This window comes from Paenibacillus sp. G2S3 (genome assembly GCF_030123105.1).
Lineage (GTDB): Bacteria > Bacillota > Bacilli > Paenibacillales > Paenibacillaceae > Paenibacillus_AQ.
Map to the genome: position 1 here is coordinate 793,574 of NZ_CP126095.1, position 21,750 is coordinate 815,323.

Below are 21,750 nucleotides of genomic sequence, written 5' to 3' on the forward strand. Positions count from 1 at the left end.
ACGAGTGTTCGTGTTGATGTGTCTATTAGAAACGAGCTCTTTATAGAATTTTATTACTGATGTCACTAACAGCCTGAATAATTTAGTAGGATAAAGATTATTAAACCATTTGAATAATATCAGTGAAAGCGGGATTGTATGGCTAGCAAAGCGACGAAAAAAAATAAACAAAAATCAGAGTTTTTACCGTTTAATCCATCTTTGGATTCTTATCAAAAAGAGGTTTTTATAATTATAGTCAAAGGAGCATTAGAAACCTTTGTTGATCGTAGAGTTGCCTTTATCAATGAGAAAATTGAAAATCTCAAATTGATTACTTTTGATAATGACGTGGAGGGCTCTAAGCTTTTATCTGCATTGAGCATATTAAGGGATTTGATTTCTCAGGGCTGGAGAATGATGCTTGAAGATGACATAGCACAACTCGCCCCACCAAAACAATTAAGAAGTGAAAGTAAGGATTACTTGAGACAGCAACTGAGACATGAAAGAGACGCTCAATTTTCAGTGTTGAGCGTGAAAAAATTTATTTTAAGAATGGAAAAGGTAAAGAGGTTTAATGGAAGAGATGTAAGTATTTTAAATCTCATTGGAGATAGTGAATTAATAGCGGCTAGAACAAGAGAAATTCAAACTGCTGCGGATGAGACTCAACGTGATAATTTGGCGAGAGAAGCAGTAAAGCCATATATTCAACTGGTTAGTAATAATGTGTGTACACATACAGGCTATAAGCTAATGGATATATGGAGATATTTTCGTTATACCTGGTCTATACCTTATAAATCTACTCCAGGAAGAAATTTGTTTTATATAATAAGGGACGCTGCCCAACCAGATCATCCTGTTATGGGAATTGCAGCACTTGGTAACTGTGTGCTTCAGCTAACCCATAGGGATAATAATATTGGATGGACAACAGAAGCAATAAAGCTCTGCTTAAAGAAGAAGGTTAAAACGGAAAGATACGAGGAACTCTTAAAGGGGCAAAATGGCTTAAAGAGATCGGTTGAGAAGACAACGGAACTGGAGAGTGAAGAAGAGTATCAAATTAGAGTACTGTTAGAAAGTAGCAAAATCCTAAGTCGGCTTGAATTTTTTCTGAATGAGGCTATCAACGATATAAATCATGAGGGACTATTAACGCCAGAAGAAATTGAAACTCCTAAGAAGGACACTATCGCGAGATTACAAGAGACTGCTGCAGGGCTTAAAAATCAACAGTTAAATAATAAAAGAACTTCTGGTAAGATAAATTGGAAGGAAGAATCTTCCTCAGCCTTGTTCACTAAGAAAAGAGCAATTGAATTGGCAAAACTCTTGGATGCTAAGCTAATTTTTGACGATGTAATGAAAGAAGGAATGAATGAACTTCAGGTATTAAGGAAATTGTTGGCTACTGATAAGGGAAAGGTTGTTAACATTGCTCTACAGGCAAATCGCAAGAGAAAAATAGGTTCCAATCTCATGGAAATTATAGTCTGTGGAGCTGTGCCGCCTTACAATGAGATACTAGCAGGCAAGCTAGTTAGCATACTGATTTGTAGCCCTATCGTAATTAAAGATTATAATGATAGATATTCTACTCAGATTAGTGAAATTGCATCTAGAATGAAAGGAGAGGAAATTGTCCGTGATTCTAGGCTTGCTTTTTTAGGGACAACAAGCCTCTACCATATGGGAAGCAGTCAATATAATCGTATAAAGGTACCTATTAAAGAAAAAGGTTACTTAGAGTATAAACGACTAGGGGAAACAGAGGGCTTTGGTTCAGTATTTTTTTCTAGAGAGACAACTAGACAAATTAGCCATACAGTTGAAATGATTGATGGTGGTAGAAAGATTAATAATGTTTTTGGAGAAGGAACAAGTCCGCGACTTCGACTCATTCGATCAGGATTAGCGGCTTTAGGCATTTCTTCTGAAGCTTTTCTAAAACATCATACTAGAAGAATTGTTTATGGTATAGAACTTGCATCAAACACAAGGGAGTTTCTTAATGGTGAGGAGAATTATTTAGATTACTATGCTCCTTTGAATGATGATAATGCAGAAATGTATACAAATCAACTTATTGAGTATTGGAGAAAGCGCTGGTTTGTTAATCGAGGTGAAAACGTAGATATACAGCAAAGACTACAACGTTTCGACAGAAGCTCTATTTTATTAAGTAATTACTTTTAGGGATGGGATGAATATGAGGTTCGATTTAGATTTCATTGCTAAGTTATATAATAATAGAAATAGCTATGCTGATGTGTTTACAGATGATGAGTTAAGGGCACTTCATGTCGAATCAGGAATTGAATCGCTTTTAGTAAAATATATAGAGCAAAAAAAACAGATTTATTTGACTGGGAATCCGGGTGATGGTAAAACACACTTAATTAAGTCGTTGGGAAAGATATTAAGTAAATATGATGTGTTTGTAGAACTTGATGCAAACAGCGTAAAGGATGAAGGGGATTTTGTAAAAAGGCTTAGTAATGCTGTTGCTAATGGAAGACCATGCATTATTGCAATTAACGAATTCCCACTGCTTTCTCTTATGGAATCACTAGGTGAGCAGATCCCTGGACTGGAGCAAATATATTTACAGCGGGATAGAGGAATCATCTATAACAGAGGTGATGAGCATCAAATTAAAGATGTTGTAGTTATTGATTTAAATAATCGTAATTTACTGTCCTTAAATATGGTTACAAAAACACTGGAGAAGGTTTTAGCAATAAGCGAAGCATCCGATGAATGCTTAAGAACGAATTGCTGTCCTTCCCCTCATAATTTAGAAAAGCTAAAGCATCCGATTGTCCAAGAAAGATTGCTGTCCTTAATTGAGAAGATAGGTAGTATAGGGTTGCACGTCGTTATGAGGGATCTCATTGGTTTCTTTGCTTACATTATTACTTCAGGTAAGAAGTGTATTGTAAAAAAAGATGAAAAATATAATGACAATCAGTATTATAATCTTACTTTTAGTGGTTCAAATCAATTGTTTTCGGCAATTTCAGTTTTTGATCCATATCGTTATACACATCCAGAGATAGATGAAAGCCTTTGGAACGGTACGTTAAAAGAGGGTTGGCTATTTGAAGATGATTATGAAATACCAGGAAATGCAGAAGATCCTATAGAAGCTATAGAAGCATTTAAAAACCTAAAGAGGAAGTTCTATTTTGAAAATAAGAGGGGGGGAGAACTTCTGAATTTATTGCCTCCTGAGTATCAGGCATTTTACGAGGTACTAAAAAACGGCTATGATCGAGACCACGAGATTATTAAGAGGATTATTGCTGGTATTAATAAATTTTTCAATCCAGAAGACCTTGAAGACGATAAACTTAGAATCTGGACAACACATAAGTATGAATTACGTACCTATCCTAAAGTTGCTGTTTCAAGTAGAGATATATACTCTAATCAGGCAGAACTGCTTGTTCCTAAGATCCCTTCGTACTTAACAGGAATGGAGTATGTACCAGATCATTTCCTATTTTGTGTTTATCAAACACAGAATAACTCGAATTTTGTTAAATTAAGAGTTGATTTAAACCTTTACCGTGTACTTATGCTAGTACAAAAGGGATATCCCTCGCAGCTTGTGCCAGAGCAACATCAGTTTAAATTACTTCGTTTTATGAATGAACTGTCATCCTTAGATTCTAACATACGATATAATGATTTTATTATTAGAGATATGGATAATCGAACCTCCTATAAAGTAAAGGTCAATGATGCACAATTTATCTCAAAACGGGGTTAGCACATGAAAAATAGACTTAGAGATTATGGTAATCAAGTATGTGAGGAATATATTAAGTATAAGCCAACATCATCATCTGTTAAGCCAGTGCACATTGCTAATGGCTTATTTAGACTAATTTCTGGAGAAAGCTATACAGTCGAAGCTCTTAATGACTGGATTATCCGTTGGAAGCAGGGTGAAGAGATATGCTCTGCCAGTCAAATCCGTGAAAAGTATAGCACGGCATTTGATGCAAATAGCTTCGACGATGATGAGATAAATAAACTTAGACATTATATGAACATTATTTTTAATGCAGACGGTGCTGCTTATCCAAGTGCAAGTAATACCGTTCTTACAATTAGCTCTAAGACACAAGTACGTAGCTCCGTTCCTGGGGAAGCTAGTATAAATAACTTTTTATATAATGTTCTTTTATCAGATGTGAATGGAAAAGCTTCTCCATGCATTCAATTAATTAAGGAAGCATTAAATGACGAAAAAGATGATTTGAGTAGAATAGCCTCTCCACTTACAAACTTTTCAATAAAAAAGAGCGTAGAGAGCCATAAAAAATTAAGTAACTATACTCTATCTGGAGTGGAGGGCAGAATACGAGACTCATTTGATAGATTAGCAGAGAACTCTAAGTCATATAATAAATTGCTCACTTTAGAGAGAATTATACTGCTTGGATGCTTTGCAATCATAAGCCATCTTTCTTCAAGAGTACTTGATATATCTCCAAATTATACTCAATATGATCGTGTTCCGATGCTATTTGACGCTGATGGATCATTGCCAGCTATAAAATTTGCAAGTGAAGAAACCTTACAGGTTGCAAAGCTAATGGTTGAGGAGTTCTTTGAAAAAGGACTGGAGGATATTTTACAACGAGAGGGATATGATAAATACTCTCATGAGAAGATGTTATCTCGGATCGAGGATCTCCCTATGGAGGATAGCTCTAAAAAAACCACGAGTAAACAGACTGAGGATGTAAAGCGTAAAAGCTACAAGGCACTGTATTTAGGATATTATGAGCAATATAGAGATCCCTTTCAAGCATTTGTAAAAGCGACTAGGTTTAAGTTATTTGCCGATGAGTTTTCTACTGACCCCAGTGCTTTTATTGCAAGTTTAGGTGGTAAGATTGCATTATTAACTCCTAGAGCACAGACAAGCGGAAGAAAGAGATATTCACCAGACCCATTAATGCTTGAAATTATTCTTCATTCAATTTTAGATGCCAACAAGAAGTTTACATTAGGTGATTTTGGTCATGAACTATGGAATAGTTATGGCATAATTATTGGAGCTAATCCAGAAACTGATTTGGAGCATTTAAAAAAATGGAGAGTTAGTCAGATAGTACCTGGAGATCTTGCAGGTGAACTGGCTAAAAATGCTGAAAAAATAGCCGATATCTTGATTTCTATGGGATATGGGAAAAAGTATGCTGATGGAGTTACTGTAATTTCATTGTAGGGGTGATCTGATGTCTTCTCAAATTGTACTTTCAGATATATTAGCTTCAATAGTTTCGAAAAAGGTTTTAAATGAAAGCTATGGTGTGTTATTAAAGGATCTTCCCAGTTTTTCGTACACGCATTTTTTGGAATCATTGGAATTAAAGATACGAGAGTATAGCTTAACACAGCCTAATATATTCTTTGTGGGTTTTTCAAATGATGAGATCAATGAACTTAAAGCAAGCATAGCTAAGCAACTTTGCTTACTTCCACTTTACTACTCAGTCGAAGAAGCCGAGGACTTTAGAAATAATGGTGATGAAACAGGAACTCGTATTGTTATAGTAAAAAGAATGACACCTAAGCTATCATCATTACAATGGTATGAAATGATCAGTGCCGATGTTATCTACAAAGAAATCTGCAAATCCGCTGAAAAACAAATAGGTGGAATAAATGATTATTTAAAGAATATTTGGAGAGCATTGGATTTTAAAAAAATGAGAGATATCATTTCTTTAGAGAGGTTAATTGACTATTATCAGCAATTGATTATAGATGATGATGATATTCCAAAGCAGTCAATAGAACAATTGTTTAGATTAGGATTGCTTATTGATGATAGCTTATTCATTAATAGTAGCATTGATGCTATTCGAAAAAGAATTATAAATAATTGGAATTTGGTTTCCCGTATAGGTAATCTTAATAGTGACAAAGAAGATATGAGAATACTACAGTCAAATTTTGATTCTGAAAAATATTATTCAATTCGAGCCAATGTTCTTAAATTTTACGGAACAAGAGAACTTTCGGTTCTTAGAAAAATGAAATATCAAGAGGTATTGGAACTTTTCTCTAGAGTAAAGAAGGATAAAATAAAGAAAAAGAAAGGGAATAATATTGAAGATTACGATTCAAATGAAAATATTTTCACTAAGAAAAAGCCGGATTCACCTGAAGCAGCAGCAGTCAACTTGCTCCTTGAGCACGAGACGGAAAAAGTGCAAGAAATTATAGAGGAAATAGATAATAAGTATAATGAGTGGGAGAAGGGAAAGCGGAGTAGGGAAAAAGTAGATAATAGTTCAGATAATAATATACAAATTGAATTTATACCGGAAATTCATACGTTAGTTGAAACATTTGTAGGTGAAAATGCATATGGTGGAGTGATTAGGGCAAATGTAAGAAACCCTACAGATGCATTACGTTCTTTAGGGCAATTTAAGGTTCAAACGTTTGATAATGACTACATTCAGCATATAAAAGAGGTAATACAAACCTTTGAAGAGGAATTTAATGAGGTTAAGGGTCTATTAAATAATTTTAATAGCTTTTTACAGATTAGGTCCTCCTTGGTCTCTGCGGCACATAGACTTGCAGATTGTCCTATGCTTAAAATTGTTGAAACTGAAGAATTAATGAATAACTGTATGTCTTACATGGATATTTATTCAAAAATTCTTAAGCAGGTTAAGGAGCATTATAGTTTATTTTCATCGTTTAGCCCAAGAGGTTCAAAACAATTAGTAGCCAATTTGAATTCAATTGACATGATTTACATTATAGGTGACGACAACATCCATGCGACTATGACACCGCTATATCCGCTTCATCTATGGAAGTACATTGAATTGACTGCTAGATTACGTGAGTCCTCCCCAAACTTAAACGAGATCGATAAAGATTTTCTATTGCGGAAGTCGGATGAAATTCCTAACCCATTGCCAACGTCATTTATTAGTAATTTTATTTCTAATCAGGGTGATACAGTTATACCTGAGGTTGGAGCATTGGGTAAGCTGCCCTTATATTCAAGCGAACAACAGGTTAATCAGGCAATTGATGGACTACAATTAATCGAGAATTCACTTATAAAGCTTATGAAGGTCTATCCACATAGTTCCTTTGGGGTAAGGGTAGCTTTTGTTAATCCACCTAGTGTAAAGCATGTATTAGATATCTATAAAAGACTGCTTCAGAATAAAGACATTAATTTTGAGGGTGCTCATATTCATATTTATAAAACTAAAGAAACCCCAGAAAATTGGGCTAGTTTTGATGCTGTTGATGACACAATACACAGTAGATTTGCTCTTTCTAATGACTCTAACTTTTCTATAAAAATCGATACTACTGTGATTAGCTTTAAAGGTTTAGTGGATTCTATAAAAAGACATCCATTTCATGCCGTAGTTATTTTTGATCCTTGCGGTAAAGCAATAACTAATACTAGAAGGAACCCTTTATTGAAAATTCATCCTTTATGTATTCCAAAGGTTTTTGAATATGATCCGATCTATGATCGTGTTGAAATACTGCCAGCTTCTGATGGTAATATTTTTTCTGATCATCATGATTTAATTGCTAGACTGAACGATAAGCCGCAAGGTTGGCATCATACAGTAGTTCTAGAGCTTGAGACTAGCAAAGAGGAATTTGAGCAGATTTTAAACTCAACTCAATGGCTTATAATTGCAGATGAAAATCTTAAGAATTTAGAGTTTAGTGTGATTGGCTCAGATAAATGCATTTTCTACCAATCAAAGGCTTTTAGAGATATTGGTATATATACAAATGATTGGACAAAGTTAACTAGAGGAATGGATCGCTCTATTCGTTCTATTGGGAATTATGATCCAAAGGAACAATGTGTAACTCGTGTGCTGAGAACTATTCAGGGCTTAAATGAAAAGGGAGTGCTTCAACTCGCGTCTTCACGTGTTGATAAAACCTTTAATTTGAGCCATACAAAGGGAGCATTGGGAACAGCTATTTCAGCTATATGGTCTAAGCAATACCTAAAAAATCATATTCTTGTTAGTCTTGATACGGATTTATCTCAAAATTGGCTAGATGAACGTGATAATGGAGCCTTTTCAGATTTACTCGGTATTAACTTCAATGAAAATCAAGCATCAATTGATATTATCGAAGTTAAAACCTATGATGGTGCATATCAGGTTAGCCAAGGTGAAATTTCTGGTAAAGCTATAGATCAAATAAATTCAGTCAGACAGATAATTAATGAAATATTTTCCGAAAGAGACAAGATAACAAGTACTTCACGTAAAGAGCTATTAAGGTTTCAGGTATTCAGAGCTTTTTATCAGTTGCCGCTTACAAGAGCAGAAAAGAAGGAATGGACATATCAGTTGAATCGACTATTCGCAGGGGAGATTCCTGTAAATGTAAATTCTTATATTCACCATGTCCGATTTAGTGAGCTAGGAACTACGACAAATAATCAATTTGATTCTAATTATAAGATAAGTCTTGTTGAAATTCGTGATGATTTTATTAATCAGGTTCTCGTTAATTGCTCAGGGCTACAGCTAGAAAACGATTTTGGCTCAATAGGTTCTAAGCGTGATAGAACAGATAATCAGAATGAATTTAAAATAGAATTGAATGTGGATAGTTTAAATATCTCTGAGAAAGGTGAACTCAACAGTTCGTTAAGTTCAGAGCAGCAAATTAATTTATCAACACAAGGGTTCTTAAAAGATCCCTTCATAGATTCTAGTGAAACTGATAATGAATCTTTGAATGCTTCTACAGATCTGGCAACAATTGAGGTCGCACGAAAAACAGCAGGAGATCTCTTTCAAGCACTAAGGGATTATTCAATTGATGTTTCTGCGGTTGATCCGGATATGGCACTTATAGCTTCTAGGTTCATTAGGTACAGAGTGAGGCTGCGACCAGGTGAGACGCTTCAGAAGCTTCAGAGATATCGTACAGATATAAGTAGAGAGATAGAGGCAGAAGCGGATATTTTGGTCGGAAACGAACGTGGTACGCAGTTTGTATACGTAGATGTTCCACGAAAGAACAGCGATTCTATAGAGCTATTAGAGCATTTATCTATGCTTTCTAATGAGGAACCAGTCGGAAATCTAAATGTTGTAATAGGGCAAGAGCCAAATGGAGAGTTTAAACTACTCAATATTGCACAAGCTCCTCACCTACTGACGGCTGGATCTACTGGCTCTGGTAAGACAATATTCTTATACAGCTTAATAGTGAGTTTAATAGCTCAATATACACATGAAAGCTTAGAACTTGTTATTATTGATCCAAAGCAGACCGATTTTATCTTTTTTGAGGGTTTACCACATCTTCGAAACGGTGAAGTTATATTAGATGCAGAACAGGCTGTCGCAATTTTAACTGACTTAACAGAAAATGAACTAGAAAGAAGAACAGAGCAACTGAGAAAATCAAGGAGTAGAGATCTTTTTAGCTACAATCAAAAAAATCCAGATACTCCATTGAAGCCAATTGTTGTTATAATTGATGAGTATGCAGATCTTGTTCAGGTTGCAGATATGGAAAACAGGAAGAAAGATTTTGAAAGACAGATGATTCGGTTGGCACAGCGTTCACGAAATGTAGGAATCCATTTAGTTGTCGCTACTCAAAGGCCTAGTGCTGATATTGTTACTTCTAATCTAAAAACGAACATCCCATGTCGAGTTTCTTTTAGATTGCCTGCACACCAAGATTCTATGACTATTCTTGATTCTCCAGGGGCTGAGGATCTATTAGGGAAAGGTGATATGCTTTTTTCTCTAAATGGTGAGATAACAAGGCTGCAAGGACTTTATATTAGCGAAGAGGATCTCGAGAGTTTTTTGAAAAAATATATTTAGCTTTAATGCCGTTAGGGGAGAGGGCTGCCCGTGACGGCATTTTTATGAATGAGGGGATTAATTTGAATTACGGTACAGAACTGGTTAATGGTGTTTTTATTGAAGAAAGTAAGAATAGATTTTTATGTAAAGTTATGATAAACGGCGAGCTGTGTGAATGCTATGTGCCCAGTTCATCGAGAATTGAAAATTATTTAAAGTTAAAGAACAAGGAGGTATTGCTGTCCATTAATAAGGGTGTCGATAAGCGGACCAAGTATTCCTTGTTTGCTGTTAAATACTATAGAGGATATATATTATTAAATCTAAATTTAATAAATACAATCGTTGAGTCATTGATTAATCAAGATAAAATTAAGCTATTAAAAGCAAAAAACATTCAGCGAGAGCAAGTAGTAAATGGCTATAAGACTGACTTGCTCCTTACTAATAAGAGTAATGAAGTAATTATAGTTGAGATTAAAGGGATAATATCCTCAAGGAAAGAAGCTGATTTCCCAAGTGTTTATTCGGAGAGAGCAATAACACAACTATATAAAATCAGGGATATGCTGCTGAAAGGGGAAAAAATTTATTATTTAGTTGTTTCACTGAGTCCGAGTGTAAGAAGCATAAATATCGATGAAAAATATGAAGAGTACGTAAAACTGCTAATGGAGTGTCAAGGCTTAGGGATGGTTATTTCTTCATTTTCAATAGTATTCAAAAACAATGTAGTTCAATATAATAAAAAGATTAAAGTGAACTATCCTGACATCCATTTTTAGCCATCGGGTAGAGGGAGGCTATTTAAATTTCAGATTCCTCGCTGTAGTGAATGCCTGATGTCTGTTTAATAGAGGAATACTGTCTAGTAAATAACTTTAATGGGAGGTAATGACGACCTCATTCTATGGATATGAGCAAAGATGCCTTTTAAATAGCAAAAAAAGTATTTCTAGGAGAATTAACAAGAAGTGAAGCGAAAATTAAAATTAACAAGTGTATGGGGATGAATGAAGGTTCGGCACAGGATTGTATTACTATTTTTTGGATATAATGAGTGCGAAAGTTTATAAGAGGGCCTTTAATAATGCTACTAGTAAATTCTTTCTTGAAAGTATCAGACAACAATTTGGAGACGAATCTTATAGAAATGCTTTAAAAGCTGTCCAGCAGCATATAGATTATTACTCTACTTTGGGTAAAGTGAAATTAACAGGATTACAACGGATTGTAGATCAAATGAAGTAACACCAAATTCATTAAAAAGCATGTAAAACAGGAGCATTATTCATGAGGAATATGAGGTGATGAACCCCTGTGCTAAAGTTATTATTGCCGTAAATCTTCTGCAAATAATCGTATTGAAATATGATGAACTAAGAGAATACTGATTATAGAAAAACTAAAAAACTAGTTTCTACGCAATTTTATGCGATTCTATACAGAAGGTAAAACAATTAGGGTGGATTTCCGCACAGTGCCATTCACTATTAGTTTGGAACGGGAATAACGAATGAGAAGTTAATACGGGAATACCCTCTCTATATTGAGAGGGTATTATTTTGTCGTCAACAAGGGTGAGGGAGTTACAACCATCCATTAGGATTGGGTTGAAGCAAAATGAATGTCTCTAATATCGATACGAAAAAACCACCACTAGCAGTTCCATCCATAAGGTGAGGAAGAGTAAGGATACTTTTTTTAGTTTAAGAAGTTCTACTTTCTACTAGCACGATGGATGTCACCTGTAAGCGGACCGAAGGATACAAAGCTAGGGCCAGAAGTTGCTTAAGTTCTCCATCTTTTGAGACGTTATAGGTACGTACTTACGCTTAATTGCCAAATCTCTTTCAGCACCATAGTCATCCCCATTATCCTTTCATTCACTCTCCCCCAGCAACTCCCCAACGGAAACATCCAGCGCTTTCGCAATGGCAACCACCTCATAATCCTGCACGAGTCTATATTGACCTTCCAATCGCGATAAACTGGTTGGACTGATGTCTAAACCGAAGGTTTGCAACTTGGCGAGGAAGTCTTTTTGCTTCATTTGCTTAGCTTTTCGAATAGCTATAACTCGGGTCCCGATGATGTTTTTGTCACCTGGGGGCTCTTTTCGATGTCTCATTTCCGTGTCACCTCACAATTTAACCAAATTGTATGCGAGGTAAAGGTTGTTTTAATGCGAATATCGAATTAAATTAAAATAAAATAAACCGATAAACGCATTAAAGTCTATGCACATCGTCTACAAACATAGCTTTTCCAGGAAGGTGGGGGTGCAATGCAACATCTGAAGCACAAATATGAGGAGGAAAAGCGAAAGCTGAATGTACTCGGACAGAAATCACTGGAGCAGGGAATTCCGTTAAGCAGCAATGAAGCGGTTCAGGCTCAGAGTCGTAAGGTTGACGAACTCATTAATCGGATGTACCAAGAAAAAAACGGACATGCAGCGTCATTTCGTTTGAGTTTCTATCTTGGAGGGGATATGTTGAGCTTTCCTGCATGGTTTTTACAGACGATTCAAGGTCGATTGGATGAGGTGACCGCACAGATTGAACATCAATCCGAACCTAGGCATGTTTTTGAAGAAGAGCGAAAAGCTTTTCAAGCGTTGTTTGACTCCATGGACATTGCAGGTATGCCAGAGTTTGAGTACTGGGAGGATAAGCTTCAATTGAAGCAAGCCGTTCTTTATGAACGTCTATATCTACAAGGACTAAAGGATGGCATGCAGCTTGCAAATGCCTTTAATGCCCCTTCAGTTCTCACGGACTAAGACATGCCCTGTTGCTGCCGGAAAAGCACATAGGGATCGGAACCATAGGGGATAAACGCATACTTTATTTTCGGACTGTCATGCGACAGTCTTTTTTTTTACGTAAATGTAAGGATGCACACGAACCAGAGTATGGAGAGAAGGAGGAAAAAAGGCAATAGGATGCCCGGGATTTATTGATAAAAAAATTTTAAAGGCCTGGCGACAAGGATTAAGAGACTACCGGCGGCGAGTCAAGCTGCACATTGTAGCCCAAAGATGCCAATTGTTTGACTAATCGCCATGCTCTGACGTGTTGATTCAAATGATCTAAGTAATCTACGCCAAGTTCTACATAGGGCTGCTGTCGAAGGAGCATGTGATAAATCATGGTGAGCATCTTGTGTGCTGTTGCAATCAACGCTTTTTTCTTTCCTCGGCGGGCAGCTAACTTCCAGTATTTTTAGGCTAAATATGTTTTTTTCGTTCGGGATGCGGCCCACGCGGACTCGGCAAGGATCGATTTTAGGTGGGGATTGCCGTGGAGGATGCGTGAGGACTTTTTTTTCCAGCACTTTCGTAGTTGCCTGGGGATAAACCGGCCCAAGAAGCCAGATGGCGCTGGGAATGAAACTGAAGCATATCCGCACCAACCTCAGCTAAAATCGCGGAAGCGGCGGTGACATCCACGCCTGGAAGAGTTCGAAGAATATCGATCTCGACACGATAGGGTACTAAATGAGAGTCTATCGTTTCATCGAACGCCTGAATGGAATGTTCCAGATGAGTAAGGTGTTGCCAAGACTGTGCGAGAAGAAAGCGATGGTGTGAGGAAAGTTTGCCTTGCAGTGCATCCATGAGTTGGGGAACTTTATTTTTGATTTGTCCTTTGACGAGGGAACGAACGGATTCCTGATCCAGTCTGCCGTTGTCCATAAGTTGACGCAACAAGGCACGCCCCGTCACACCGAAAACGTCGGAGATCACGGAAGCGAGTTTGATGCCAGCAGATTCAAGAACCTTCTGGATACGATTTTTTTCTGCGGTCATATGATGAACGAGCTTCTTCCGGTGACGTGTGAGTTCACGAAGTTCGCGAATGTCTTGAGGCGGAACAAAGCTACCCTCGATAAGACCGGAGCGAAGGAGTTTGGCGATCCATTCCGCGTCGGAGATATCTGTTTTGCGCCCAGGAACATTCTTGATACGCTGAGCGTTGGCCAATCTGATCTCGCAAGATTCCTCGAGTACATGGTAAACAGGTTTCCAATAAACTCCCGTGCTTTCCATAGCCACGTGAGTGCAAGAAGCAGTTTGAAGCCAGGCCGCAAGTTCATGTAAGCCCTTGGACATGGTTGAAAAGGTGCGAATATCTTTGTGGGGACGATCTTGGAGATTACCAGTTAAGAGGCAGGCCACGACCGTATCCCGGTGGACGTCGAGTCCACAGCAGTGTTCTAAAATAGCTTCCATAGAAATAACCCTCCAAACGAAAAGTATGGAGGGACAGAGTAGGCTGCTGAGAAAGTAAGGATTTTTTTACACGTGCTCATCCGAAGATGGCGACAATGGGTTGTACTCATGACCAGCCGTAGACGGTTTTTTGTACGGGGTTATACCACCATTAAAGACCTCGTGTTTCTTCTGTCCCTCTATTCATAGAATAGACAGAAATAGCTGGATTAAGACATAGATGGCAACGAGCGAATAACATTTTCATTCTGGGATGTGAGCCGATGGCTCATGAAAGTTTTTTGTATATATGTTTGGATTTTTTGCTTTTTTTGATGCTGTTCATTTAAAAAGCGAGCAGGCCTCCATTCATAATCTGAATAAAGGTAAACCTTCCCATTTTGTCGAATAACCATACATATTGTAAATCTATATCAGACGAGGTTTTGCTATGTTTAGAGCGCTAAAGTCCTTCTTTAGAAAATCCGACACTAAGCCACCACAGGCAGTGCGCAAGACACAAACTCCCAAGTCGAAACCGAAGGTTGCTTCCACACGAATTGGAGAGTTAGGTGAGCATAAAATCAATATTCAACTCGACCAGTTACCTAAGGAGTGTAAATCATTAAGCGATCTAATGCTCCCTAATCCCAAGTCTCGAACAGGTTACACCCAGATTTATCATATCGTTATTTCCCCGTATTGCTTATTTGTCATTGAGACGAAAAACTACAATGGAGAAATTAAAGGTGGGCGAACGGATCAACAATGGTCAGTGAGCAATCGTTACAAGATGTATAATCCGCTGAAGCAAAACTATGGACATATTAAGGCCATCGAAAGTCTGATTCAAGGTATAGCTGCAGTGAAGTTCATTTCTATGGTTTCATTCACGATGAGATGTCGGTTCAGTATTGATCCGGATCTTCGGAAAATCCACTCGGACGAACTGGTTGTCTATGATGTGGAACTAAGTGAGTTTATCTCTAGGAAGCTGATCAGTTTAAAAACAGGAACTCCTGAACCTTCTATCTCTCCGGCGCAAATACAAACGATTTATGAGCATTTGCTTCAGGCCAATATAACCGATGCGGAGATTCGCAAGCTTCACGTACAGAGAATAAAGCAAAAAAACTAGAAGTACCTGTAAGTTACCTATCATTGGACTAAGGGAGTTAACATAAATGATCAAACAACTACGAAGCTGGTGGAAGGATACAGAGATTACTAACCTAATTGGTCGGAAAAAGGTGGACTTTTCCATTTTTCGTGATGGCACTCATATTCCAGTTGAGTTTCATCCAGATTTTTTGGAAGCTAACCAAGGTCAACAGCCTAGTTTAGGTGAAGGGCGAAAAGTTAAGCTGATCCATGAAGATCGGAACTATGAAGCCACACTATTTAAAATTGATCAAGTATCTGCTAGTCGGGAAGCTCTTCAACTCCGTTATAACGGAAATCAAACGTTGAAGAATTTGTTAATTGAAACCTTCTCGCATTCATATTCCTACATTATGCAAAAGAGAACGAACCAACAAGCAGATGATGCGAAGAGACCTCAGGTTGTTGTTCCTGAAGATCAAGCTGAATACATAGATTTCTTTGCCACAGGAGTTCCTTTCGAATACCGTTTAGAGTTTATAACGTTTAAGTCGAAGCCTAATGTTTGGTGGGTGAATCAGGGAACGACTATTCAAGCGGAGAAGGAGGAGGGGATTCTGTGGGCGCCCCTACTGAATTCGCAAGGCCGAAAGCTATATCATTGGGAGACGATGAAGGATGTTAAACAAGGAGATATCATCCTCCATTATTCAAATAAAGCTATTCGTTATGTAAGCCAGGTAACAGATGCTGCGGTGGAAGCACCCAAGCCAGGCTCTATGGCCAATACGAACTGGCAAGAGGATGGCCGTTTGGTTCGAACAGAGTATGTGGAACTCATTCCGCCCATTATGCTACAACAGTTTAATCAGCAAATTATGCAAGTGAGCTTAACCCAAGGTCCGCTTCATTCTGGAGGCGGAGTTAATCAAGGATATTTGTTTCGCTTTTCAAGACAAGGACTTCAAGTGCTTCAATCGCTAACTCCAGAGGTCACTTGGCCTGATTTTACCATTCTAGATCAAGATGAGGCCGCCTCCAATACGGAGAGCCCGCATGAGGTGATTCCTATTCTACCACCATCAGATTCTAGTATTACAACATTGCTCCACCAAATCCAATCCCACATCCGCCGCAAAGGCTTCTTCTTCCCTGAGCACCTTATTGAAAACTTTTACCTCTCGCTTAAGACTAAGCCTTTTGTCATTCTGGCAGGTATATCGGGAACAGGAAAGACTCGGTTGGTGAAGCTGTTTGCAGAAGCTCTTGGTGCAACGGGGATTAACGGTCAGTTTACCTTGATCCCAGTGCGGCCAGATTGGAGTGATCCTGCGGATCTGATGGGGTACAAAGATCTTTCGGGCAGGTTCAAACCGGGTCCGCTCACGGAAGTATTAGTAGAGGCGCGGAATCAGGAGAATCAGCATAAGCCTTATTTTATCTGTATGGATGAGATGAATCTGGCGCGGGTAGAGCATTATTTCAGTGACCTATTAAGTGTGCTGGAAACACAGGACTGGCAGGAGGGGAGGATCCAAACACAGGATCTCATATCTTCTACTATGCTGGAAGCACCTGAGGATCAAGTGAAGTTTGGCAGCCTGGGTATCCCGGAGAATGTGTTCTTAATCGGGACTGTGAACATGGACGAAACGACACATCCTTTTAGCAAAAAGGTACTAGACCGAGCCAACACACTAGAATTCAATTACATCAATCTGCAACAGTATCCGGATTTGGGTGAGCAGGTAGAGAACAATGATAGTTCTGACGCCAGCAAACTAAATCATTTATTTCTTCGTTCTGATTATTTGCAGCTAGTGGATGCCTATGATACCAACAAAGAGCTTGTTGTACGGACGACAGAGAGATTGGTTAAGATCAATGCCTTGCTTGAGGATATCCACGCTCATGTAGGTTTTCGGGTACGGGATGCGATTTGCTTCTATATGATCTATAACGAACGGTACAAGCTGATGAGTGAAGAAGAAGCTTTTGACTGGCAACTGCTGCAAAAGATACTGCCGCGTATTCAAGGGAGCCATTCTTCGGTTCGCCGGGTATTGTTGAACTTGATGAAAGGGGCTCTTGGTACCGGATCTGGTGTTACAGTAGACTTCCAAGCTTTTATGGATGATGCTTCTCCACTCTACCTGAAATGGGCTGCTGGCCAAACTCCACCTACGGCCAAACATCCACAAAGTGCTCGAAAATTGGCTTTTATGCTTAGGAGGTTAGAGGAAGATGGATTTACCTCTTACTGGCTCTCTTAATCAGACGGTAGAATTGCTCCGTGTAGAAACGGAGCTCTTTACGCTTTTTCTTCAAGGACGGCCTTATCATCCTACTGTGGAGACATTGCAGCTTCATCGTTCTTCAGGTCAGGAATGGGTGAGTGCGCAGCTAGGGATTTTTTGCTCCGAACGGCTTGGTAATGTTCAGATTAAAGTCTTTTCCCCTGATGCCCATGGGATGGTGGACTGGCAGCAGAGGGAGTCTGCTTTTCCTTGTTTTTATGAGACACAGTCGTATGAGCTGGTGATTCAGAAGAAGACCGCTGCTAACCTATCTTTTTATCATGAAAATGTGCTGCTTCGGCAAGCGATTAAGCCCCTAGGTGAGTCTATTCTTGCGGGTGTGCTGAACTTTGGGAATGAGGTCGGTTTGACGGAATGGGAGATCCGCAGTTCGGGACAGGCTTTACTGCGGGTAGAGATGGAGATCTTCCCCTCTAAAATGGATTACAAGCTGGATTACCAGAATATTTTAAATGAAGTGAATGAGCAGATTTATAATTTGGCCTTTGATTTTTTGCGCAAAACCTACCAACTAACAGGCTTGCGGGAAACGCAGCATCAGAGCTTAACTGAGTTCTTCACAATACTACAGCATGTCTTTAGACAGCTCTTGGATGCTGTTGAGCGGATTAACAAAAATCCTAATTACGCTCTGCTTCAGGACCGCCGACTAGTGGACGCCAATCGGGTCAAAAAGGCCGGAAGAGAGAACATCCGCGAGCTCGCGAAGCATCCTGAACGATTAAGAGAAGACATGAACCATGGATTCTTGAGCATCGGCAGCCGAAATTACACAGCCACACATTTAATGGAGACACGAAGACGCCTCGCCTATGATACTAATGAGAACCGGTTCATCCGCTGGATGCTGGAACGCATTCATGGAAAGCTGAAAGAGCTCAAGAGTCGCTGGAAGATTAAAAACCGAACCCCAGATCCATTACTAATAAAAAGGATAGACACCATGCTCACTCAGCTAGAGCGGGTGCTCAAAATGGATTTCTTGCGTGAGGCTGGAGTACTGAAGCAAATGTCCGTTACGCTGGTGCTGCAGATGGCCCCTGGATACCGCGAAGTCTATCGCTGTTATCTAATGCTGCTTAAAGGCCTGTCCATCCAAAGCGATCTGTTTCGCTTATCCATGAAGGATGTCGCTCGGCTCTATGAGTACTGGTGCTTCTTAAAGCTGAATCAGCTCCTGGGGCAGAAGTATAAACTGGTGAAGCAGGATATTATTAAGGTGAATCGGAACGGTATTTTTGTTACACTTGACCGCTCGCAGAGCGCTAAGATGGTGTACGAGAATCCAGTTAACGGAGAGCAGTTCATCCTGTATTATAATGCGATTCCTAGCTCGGATAGGACCCCGACGCTCAGTCAGCGTCCGGATAATGTACTGACACTGAAGAAGAAGGATGCTGGCAAAATCAAAGAGTATAAGTATGTCTTCGATGCAAAGTACCGGTTAAATCCTGCTTATGAGGGGACTTCCTATCATCAGAAATATGGACAACCTGGACCGGAAGAGGATGACATCAACACGATGCACCGCTATCGGGACGCCATAGTGTATCAGGAGAAAGATTCGGGGGAATACGAACGAAGTATGTTCGGTGCCTATGTGTTATTTCCCTATCCGGATGAGGAGCGGTATAAGACCCACCAATTTTACAAAAGCATCGAGCTATTGAATATTGGCGCTTTGCCATTCCTACCGAATTCTACAAGCCTGGTGGAGCAATTCTTGGATGAGATTATTCAGGATAGTCCGGAAAAGGCTTATGAACGATCTACTCGTCCACGCGGTACGAAAGAATACTATGCCAACCAACTCGCGGGTAAAAATGTTCTTGTCGGCTCTGTTCGTGGCCCCAAACAAGTGGAGGTGGCCAGGCAGCATTCTTTTTACCATGTACCTGTGGAGAACCTTGCAAGCCAGAAGATAATAACCCAAATCGAATATGTAGCGATGTGCCAATCCAGAAGAAAATTCATCGATCCTGCAAAGACAGGGATTCATTGGGTGGGTAAAGTGGTAGATTGGGAAGTGGTGAAACGAAAGGAAATAAAGGAGATTGTCCCTGAGCCTCATAAGGAAGAGAAAGATTATGTTAGATTCACTGTCGAGGAATGGATACCTTTAAAGCCTCACATTGCTTTAGGGGGACAGGGAATAAATACAGTCCTTTACACAAGCAAATATGTCCTAGACCGAGCGCTGGAAATCGCGGAGCTTCGCTTGGAAACGGAGGAAGATCTTCGTGAATGGCGTGAGAAGCGCCGAAAGGGCAGAGTGAAGGTGAAGGTGGATCATGAGCAGTTTGTGGATTTAGGAAAGGTTGTGGAAGTTCGGAATATTTAAAGTTAGTGAAAATGAAGTAAGGTTATTGTCCTGCCATTTATCAAGCATCCCGCTGGATAATGGCAGGATTTTTAAATTGGGCAAATACAAAACATCCTGTTAATAGACGGTACTTGGAATGAACATGTTATGATAACAGTTATATAGAAAGAGATCACATGGAAAAGCTTATAGATGCACTGGATGTACAAGTGTTTTGTATAGATTCTGAAAGTCTTGAAGTACATAGTTATGAAATCATTGAATTATAGCGCTGAGATTCTCCCCTTCTCTCCCACACATATATCCACCCCGCAACTCAAGTATCGATGCTTTCGCGGATTGTGATCTTTCACCTGTTTCCCACCCTCCCACAATTATCAAAACATTTGTTAATGGTTTGGGCTTTTCTACGTATTAACTTATGTAAGTTTCTTCACAACAAATTGCGCAATTTGTTTAGCTTTTCGATGAAGGTGAGGTGGAAGGAGGGTGAAGATGGAAGTTATCCAAGGTACTGCGGACCGTTACAAGAATATCGAAAGATCACGTGGTGCCATGATGTCAAACGAGGAATTTACCCGGATGTACGATACGTACTACAAACGTGTTTACAAATATATTAGTTATCGTATTAATAACCACCACGTGTCGGAGGACATTTGTAGTCAGGTGTTTGAGACGGTGATGTGTAAGTATTACAGCTTTTCAGAAGAAAAATCGAATTTTGAGGTTTGGCTGTTTGCCATTGTAAGGAACGCTGTGACGGATTACTTCCGGGGGCAGAAGAAAAGAAGCTACACCTCACTAGATTCTTTGCTGGAGCTCATATTTCCCAAGCCGTCTCCGGAGGAACTGGCGATTCGTGAGGATAATAATCAAGCACTGTTTAAGGCGCTCTCCAAGCTGCGTGAGAAGGAACGTAATATCATTGCAATGAAATATGGGGCTGGGCTGAAAAATTCCGAAGTCGCACAGATCATGGGCGTCAGTGAGTCCAATATTGGTGTCGTATTGCATAGAAGTCTGAAGAAACTGCATATTTCCTTAAAAGCAGGAGGATTCAACCATGAATAAGAAAAATGATGATCTCACAAAATTCAGCAAAACCATAGAGCTGCTTGAGAATGTTGAACAGGATAACACTGCCGCCAAGGAAAGAATTTATAACCGTTTAGTATACAAGCTGGACCATGGAGCTCTTGAACTCAAATCAGAGAAAAAGGACGGGATAACGATGAAAAAAAGTAGCTGGAGAAATGCAATAGTGATTGGTAGTGCAGTAATTTGTCTAGGTGGAGCATTCTCTGCAACCTCCTATGCACAGGATATGTTCCAATCGATCATGGCAAAGTTTGAAGTAGGAAATCTCGAAATCACGCAATACGATAAGGAAATCCCTTCGGCTGCACAGTCAATGACTCCATCTGAAGAGGGGAAAGGCGGGGAGAATGTTGCCATTGAATTGCCGGTTGCAGCTAAGTTGAGCCTGGATGAAGCACGTGCGGAGCTTGGAATGAACTTCCCGGCACCAACCTGGATGGCAGACTATGAGTTTGTGAATGTTGTTCTTCAGGGGACCAGCATGGTTGAAGTGCAGTATAACTCCGGGGATAAAGCTGTCAATTTCCTAATTTCCAAGGGCGGCGACAATGGGATCAGTACTACGGAAGAAGTGAAGACAGAAGTAATTAACGGGACTAAAGTTTATTTTGCAAATGGAATTGTGATTTGGGAAAAAGATGGCTTTACCGTTGAACTGTATGCTCAAGAAGACTTTGACAAAGCTACACTTGGGAAGATCATCGGTAGTTTTAGCATCGGTGCTCCTGTGCAGTCCTTAGGGACTGAAGAAGTGAAAGAGAATTTACAGAAGAATGAAGGAGTAGTTGCAGCTCCAGCTTCTGTTCCGGTTGTAGATTCAAAATAAGATGGTCT

Annotated in this window: 13 protein-coding genes and 1 pseudogene; 12 read left to right on the forward strand and 2 right to left on the reverse strand. The window is 39.3% G+C overall.

Annotated elements, in window-relative coordinates:
• The first annotated feature begins 138 nt into the window (after positions 1–138).
• The 6 genes from QNH28_RS03550 to QNH28_RS03575 all read left to right on the forward strand — a co-directional run bounded on the left by QNH28_RS03550 (position 139) and on the right by QNH28_RS03575 (position 11,108).
• The gene (locus QNH28_RS03550) at positions 139–2,184 is read left to right on the forward strand and encodes a Druantia anti-phage system protein DruA (RefSeq protein WP_283910191.1); all 2,046 of its coding nucleotides are present in this window, start codon (positions 139–141) and stop codon (positions 2,182–2,184) included.
• Positions 2,185–2,197: 13 nt separating this feature from the next.
• Positions 2,198–3,763: an AAA family ATPase gene (locus QNH28_RS03555; protein ID WP_283910192.1), complete on the forward strand. Its 1,566-nt coding sequence runs from the start codon at positions 2,198–2,200 to the stop codon at positions 3,761–3,763.
• Between the two features lie 3 nt (positions 3,764–3,766).
• A complete protein-coding gene (locus QNH28_RS03560) occupies positions 3,767–5,233 on the forward strand; it encodes a hypothetical protein (protein WP_283910193.1) in 1,467 nt (488 codons plus the stop codon).
• 10 nt (positions 5,234–5,243) lie between these two features.
• Positions 5,244–9,875 (forward strand): FtsK/SpoIIIE domain-containing protein, encoded by a 4,632-nt coding sequence (locus QNH28_RS03565; protein WP_283910194.1) that lies wholly within the window; start codon positions 5,244–5,246, stop codon positions 9,873–9,875.
• Between the two features lie 44 nt (positions 9,876–9,919).
• The gene (locus tag QNH28_RS03570; RefSeq protein WP_283910195.1) at positions 9,920–10,642 is read left to right on the forward strand and encodes a DNA/RNA nuclease SfsA; all 723 of its coding nucleotides are present in this window, start codon (positions 9,920–9,922) and stop codon (positions 10,640–10,642) included.
• Positions 10,643–10,913: 271 nt separating this feature from the next.
• Positions 10,914–11,108, forward strand: a complete 195-nt coding sequence (locus QNH28_RS03575; protein ID WP_283910196.1) for a hypothetical protein — start codon at positions 10,914–10,916, stop codon at positions 11,106–11,108.
• Between the two features lie 631 nt (positions 11,109–11,739).
• Here the strand turns inward: QNH28_RS03575 and QNH28_RS03580 are convergent.
• Complete coding sequence (locus QNH28_RS03580; RefSeq protein WP_283910197.1) at positions 11,740–11,988, reverse strand: helix-turn-helix domain-containing protein; 249 nt, start codon at positions 11,986–11,988, stop codon at positions 11,740–11,742.
• Between the two features lie 156 nt (positions 11,989–12,144).
• Between QNH28_RS03580 and QNH28_RS03585 the strand changes: the two genes are divergently transcribed.
• Positions 12,145–12,642, forward strand: coding sequence for a hypothetical protein (locus tag QNH28_RS03585; RefSeq protein ID WP_283910198.1), 498 nt, complete (start codon positions 12,145–12,147; stop codon positions 12,640–12,642).
• A gap of 211 nt (positions 12,643–12,853) precedes the next feature.
• Here the strand turns inward: QNH28_RS03585 and QNH28_RS03590 are convergent.
• A pseudogene (locus QNH28_RS03590) lies at positions 12,854–14,094 on the reverse strand (IS110 family RNA-guided transposase).
• 430 nt (positions 14,095–14,524) lie between these two features.
• Here QNH28_RS03590 and QNH28_RS03595 point away from each other — a divergent pair.
• The 5 genes from QNH28_RS03595 to QNH28_RS03615 all read left to right on the forward strand — a co-directional run bounded on the left by QNH28_RS03595 (position 14,525) and on the right by QNH28_RS03615 (position 21,742).
• Positions 14,525–15,211, forward strand: a complete 687-nt coding sequence (locus QNH28_RS03595) for a nuclease-related domain-containing protein (RefSeq protein ID WP_283910199.1) — start codon at positions 14,525–14,527, stop codon at positions 15,209–15,211.
• A 46-nt stretch (positions 15,212–15,257) separates the two neighbouring features.
• Entirely contained in the window at positions 15,258–17,447 is a 2,190-nt protein-coding gene (locus tag QNH28_RS03600; protein ID WP_283910200.1) for an McrB family protein, read from the forward strand.
• Entirely contained in the window at positions 17,419–19,833 is a 2,415-nt protein-coding gene (locus QNH28_RS03605) for a restriction endonuclease-like protein (protein WP_283910201.1), read from the forward strand. The genes QNH28_RS03600 and QNH28_RS03605 overlap by 29 nt, the downstream gene beginning before the upstream one ends.
• A 477-nt stretch (positions 19,834–20,310) precedes the next feature.
• Positions 20,311–20,889, forward strand: a complete 579-nt coding sequence (locus QNH28_RS03610; RefSeq protein ID WP_283910202.1) for a sigma-70 family RNA polymerase sigma factor — start codon at positions 20,311–20,313, stop codon at positions 20,887–20,889.
• Positions 20,882–21,742, forward strand: a complete 861-nt coding sequence (locus QNH28_RS03615; RefSeq protein ID WP_283910203.1) for a hypothetical protein — start codon at positions 20,882–20,884, stop codon at positions 21,740–21,742. The genes QNH28_RS03610 and QNH28_RS03615 overlap by 8 nt, the downstream gene beginning before the upstream one ends.
• The last annotated feature ends 8 nt before the right edge of the window (positions 21,743–21,750 follow it).

Excerpts from the sequence above, each read along its gene's own strand:
- QNH28_RS03580 (WP_283910197.1), bottom strand. The coding sequence starts at position 11,988 with ATGAGACATCGAAAAGAGCCCCCAGGTGACAAAAACATCATCGGGACC.
- QNH28_RS03560 (WP_283910193.1), top strand. The coding sequence starts at position 3,767 with ATGAAAAATAGACTTAGAGATTATGGTAATCAAGTATGTGAGGAATAT.
- QNH28_RS03615 (WP_283910203.1), top strand. The coding sequence starts at position 20,882 with ATGAATAAGAAAAATGATGATCTCACAAAATTCAGCAAAACCATAGAG.
- QNH28_RS03565 (WP_283910194.1), top strand. The coding sequence starts at position 5,244 with ATGTCTTCTCAAATTGTACTTTCAGATATATTAGCTTCAATAGTTTCG.
- QNH28_RS03585 (WP_283910198.1), top strand. The coding sequence starts at position 12,145 with ATGCAACATCTGAAGCACAAATATGAGGAGGAAAAGCGAAAGCTGAAT.
- QNH28_RS03595 (WP_283910199.1), top strand. The coding sequence starts at position 14,525 with ATGTTTAGAGCGCTAAAGTCCTTCTTTAGAAAATCCGACACTAAGCCA.
- QNH28_RS03570 (WP_283910195.1), top strand. The coding sequence starts at position 9,920 with ATGAATGAGGGGATTAATTTGAATTACGGTACAGAACTGGTTAATGGT.
- QNH28_RS03610 (WP_283910202.1), top strand. The coding sequence starts at position 20,311 with ATGGAAGTTATCCAAGGTACTGCGGACCGTTACAAGAATATCGAAAGA.
- QNH28_RS03550 (WP_283910191.1), top strand. The coding sequence starts at position 139 with ATGGCTAGCAAAGCGACGAAAAAAAATAAACAAAAATCAGAGTTTTTA.
- QNH28_RS03555 (WP_283910192.1), top strand. The coding sequence starts at position 2,198 with ATGAGGTTCGATTTAGATTTCATTGCTAAGTTATATAATAATAGAAAT.
- QNH28_RS03575 (WP_283910196.1), top strand. The coding sequence starts at position 10,914 with ATGAGTGCGAAAGTTTATAAGAGGGCCTTTAATAATGCTACTAGTAAA.
- QNH28_RS03600 (WP_283910200.1), top strand. The coding sequence starts at position 15,258 with ATGATCAAACAACTACGAAGCTGGTGGAAGGATACAGAGATTACTAAC.
- QNH28_RS03605 (WP_283910201.1), top strand. The coding sequence starts at position 17,419 with ATGGATTTACCTCTTACTGGCTCTCTTAATCAGACGGTAGAATTGCTC.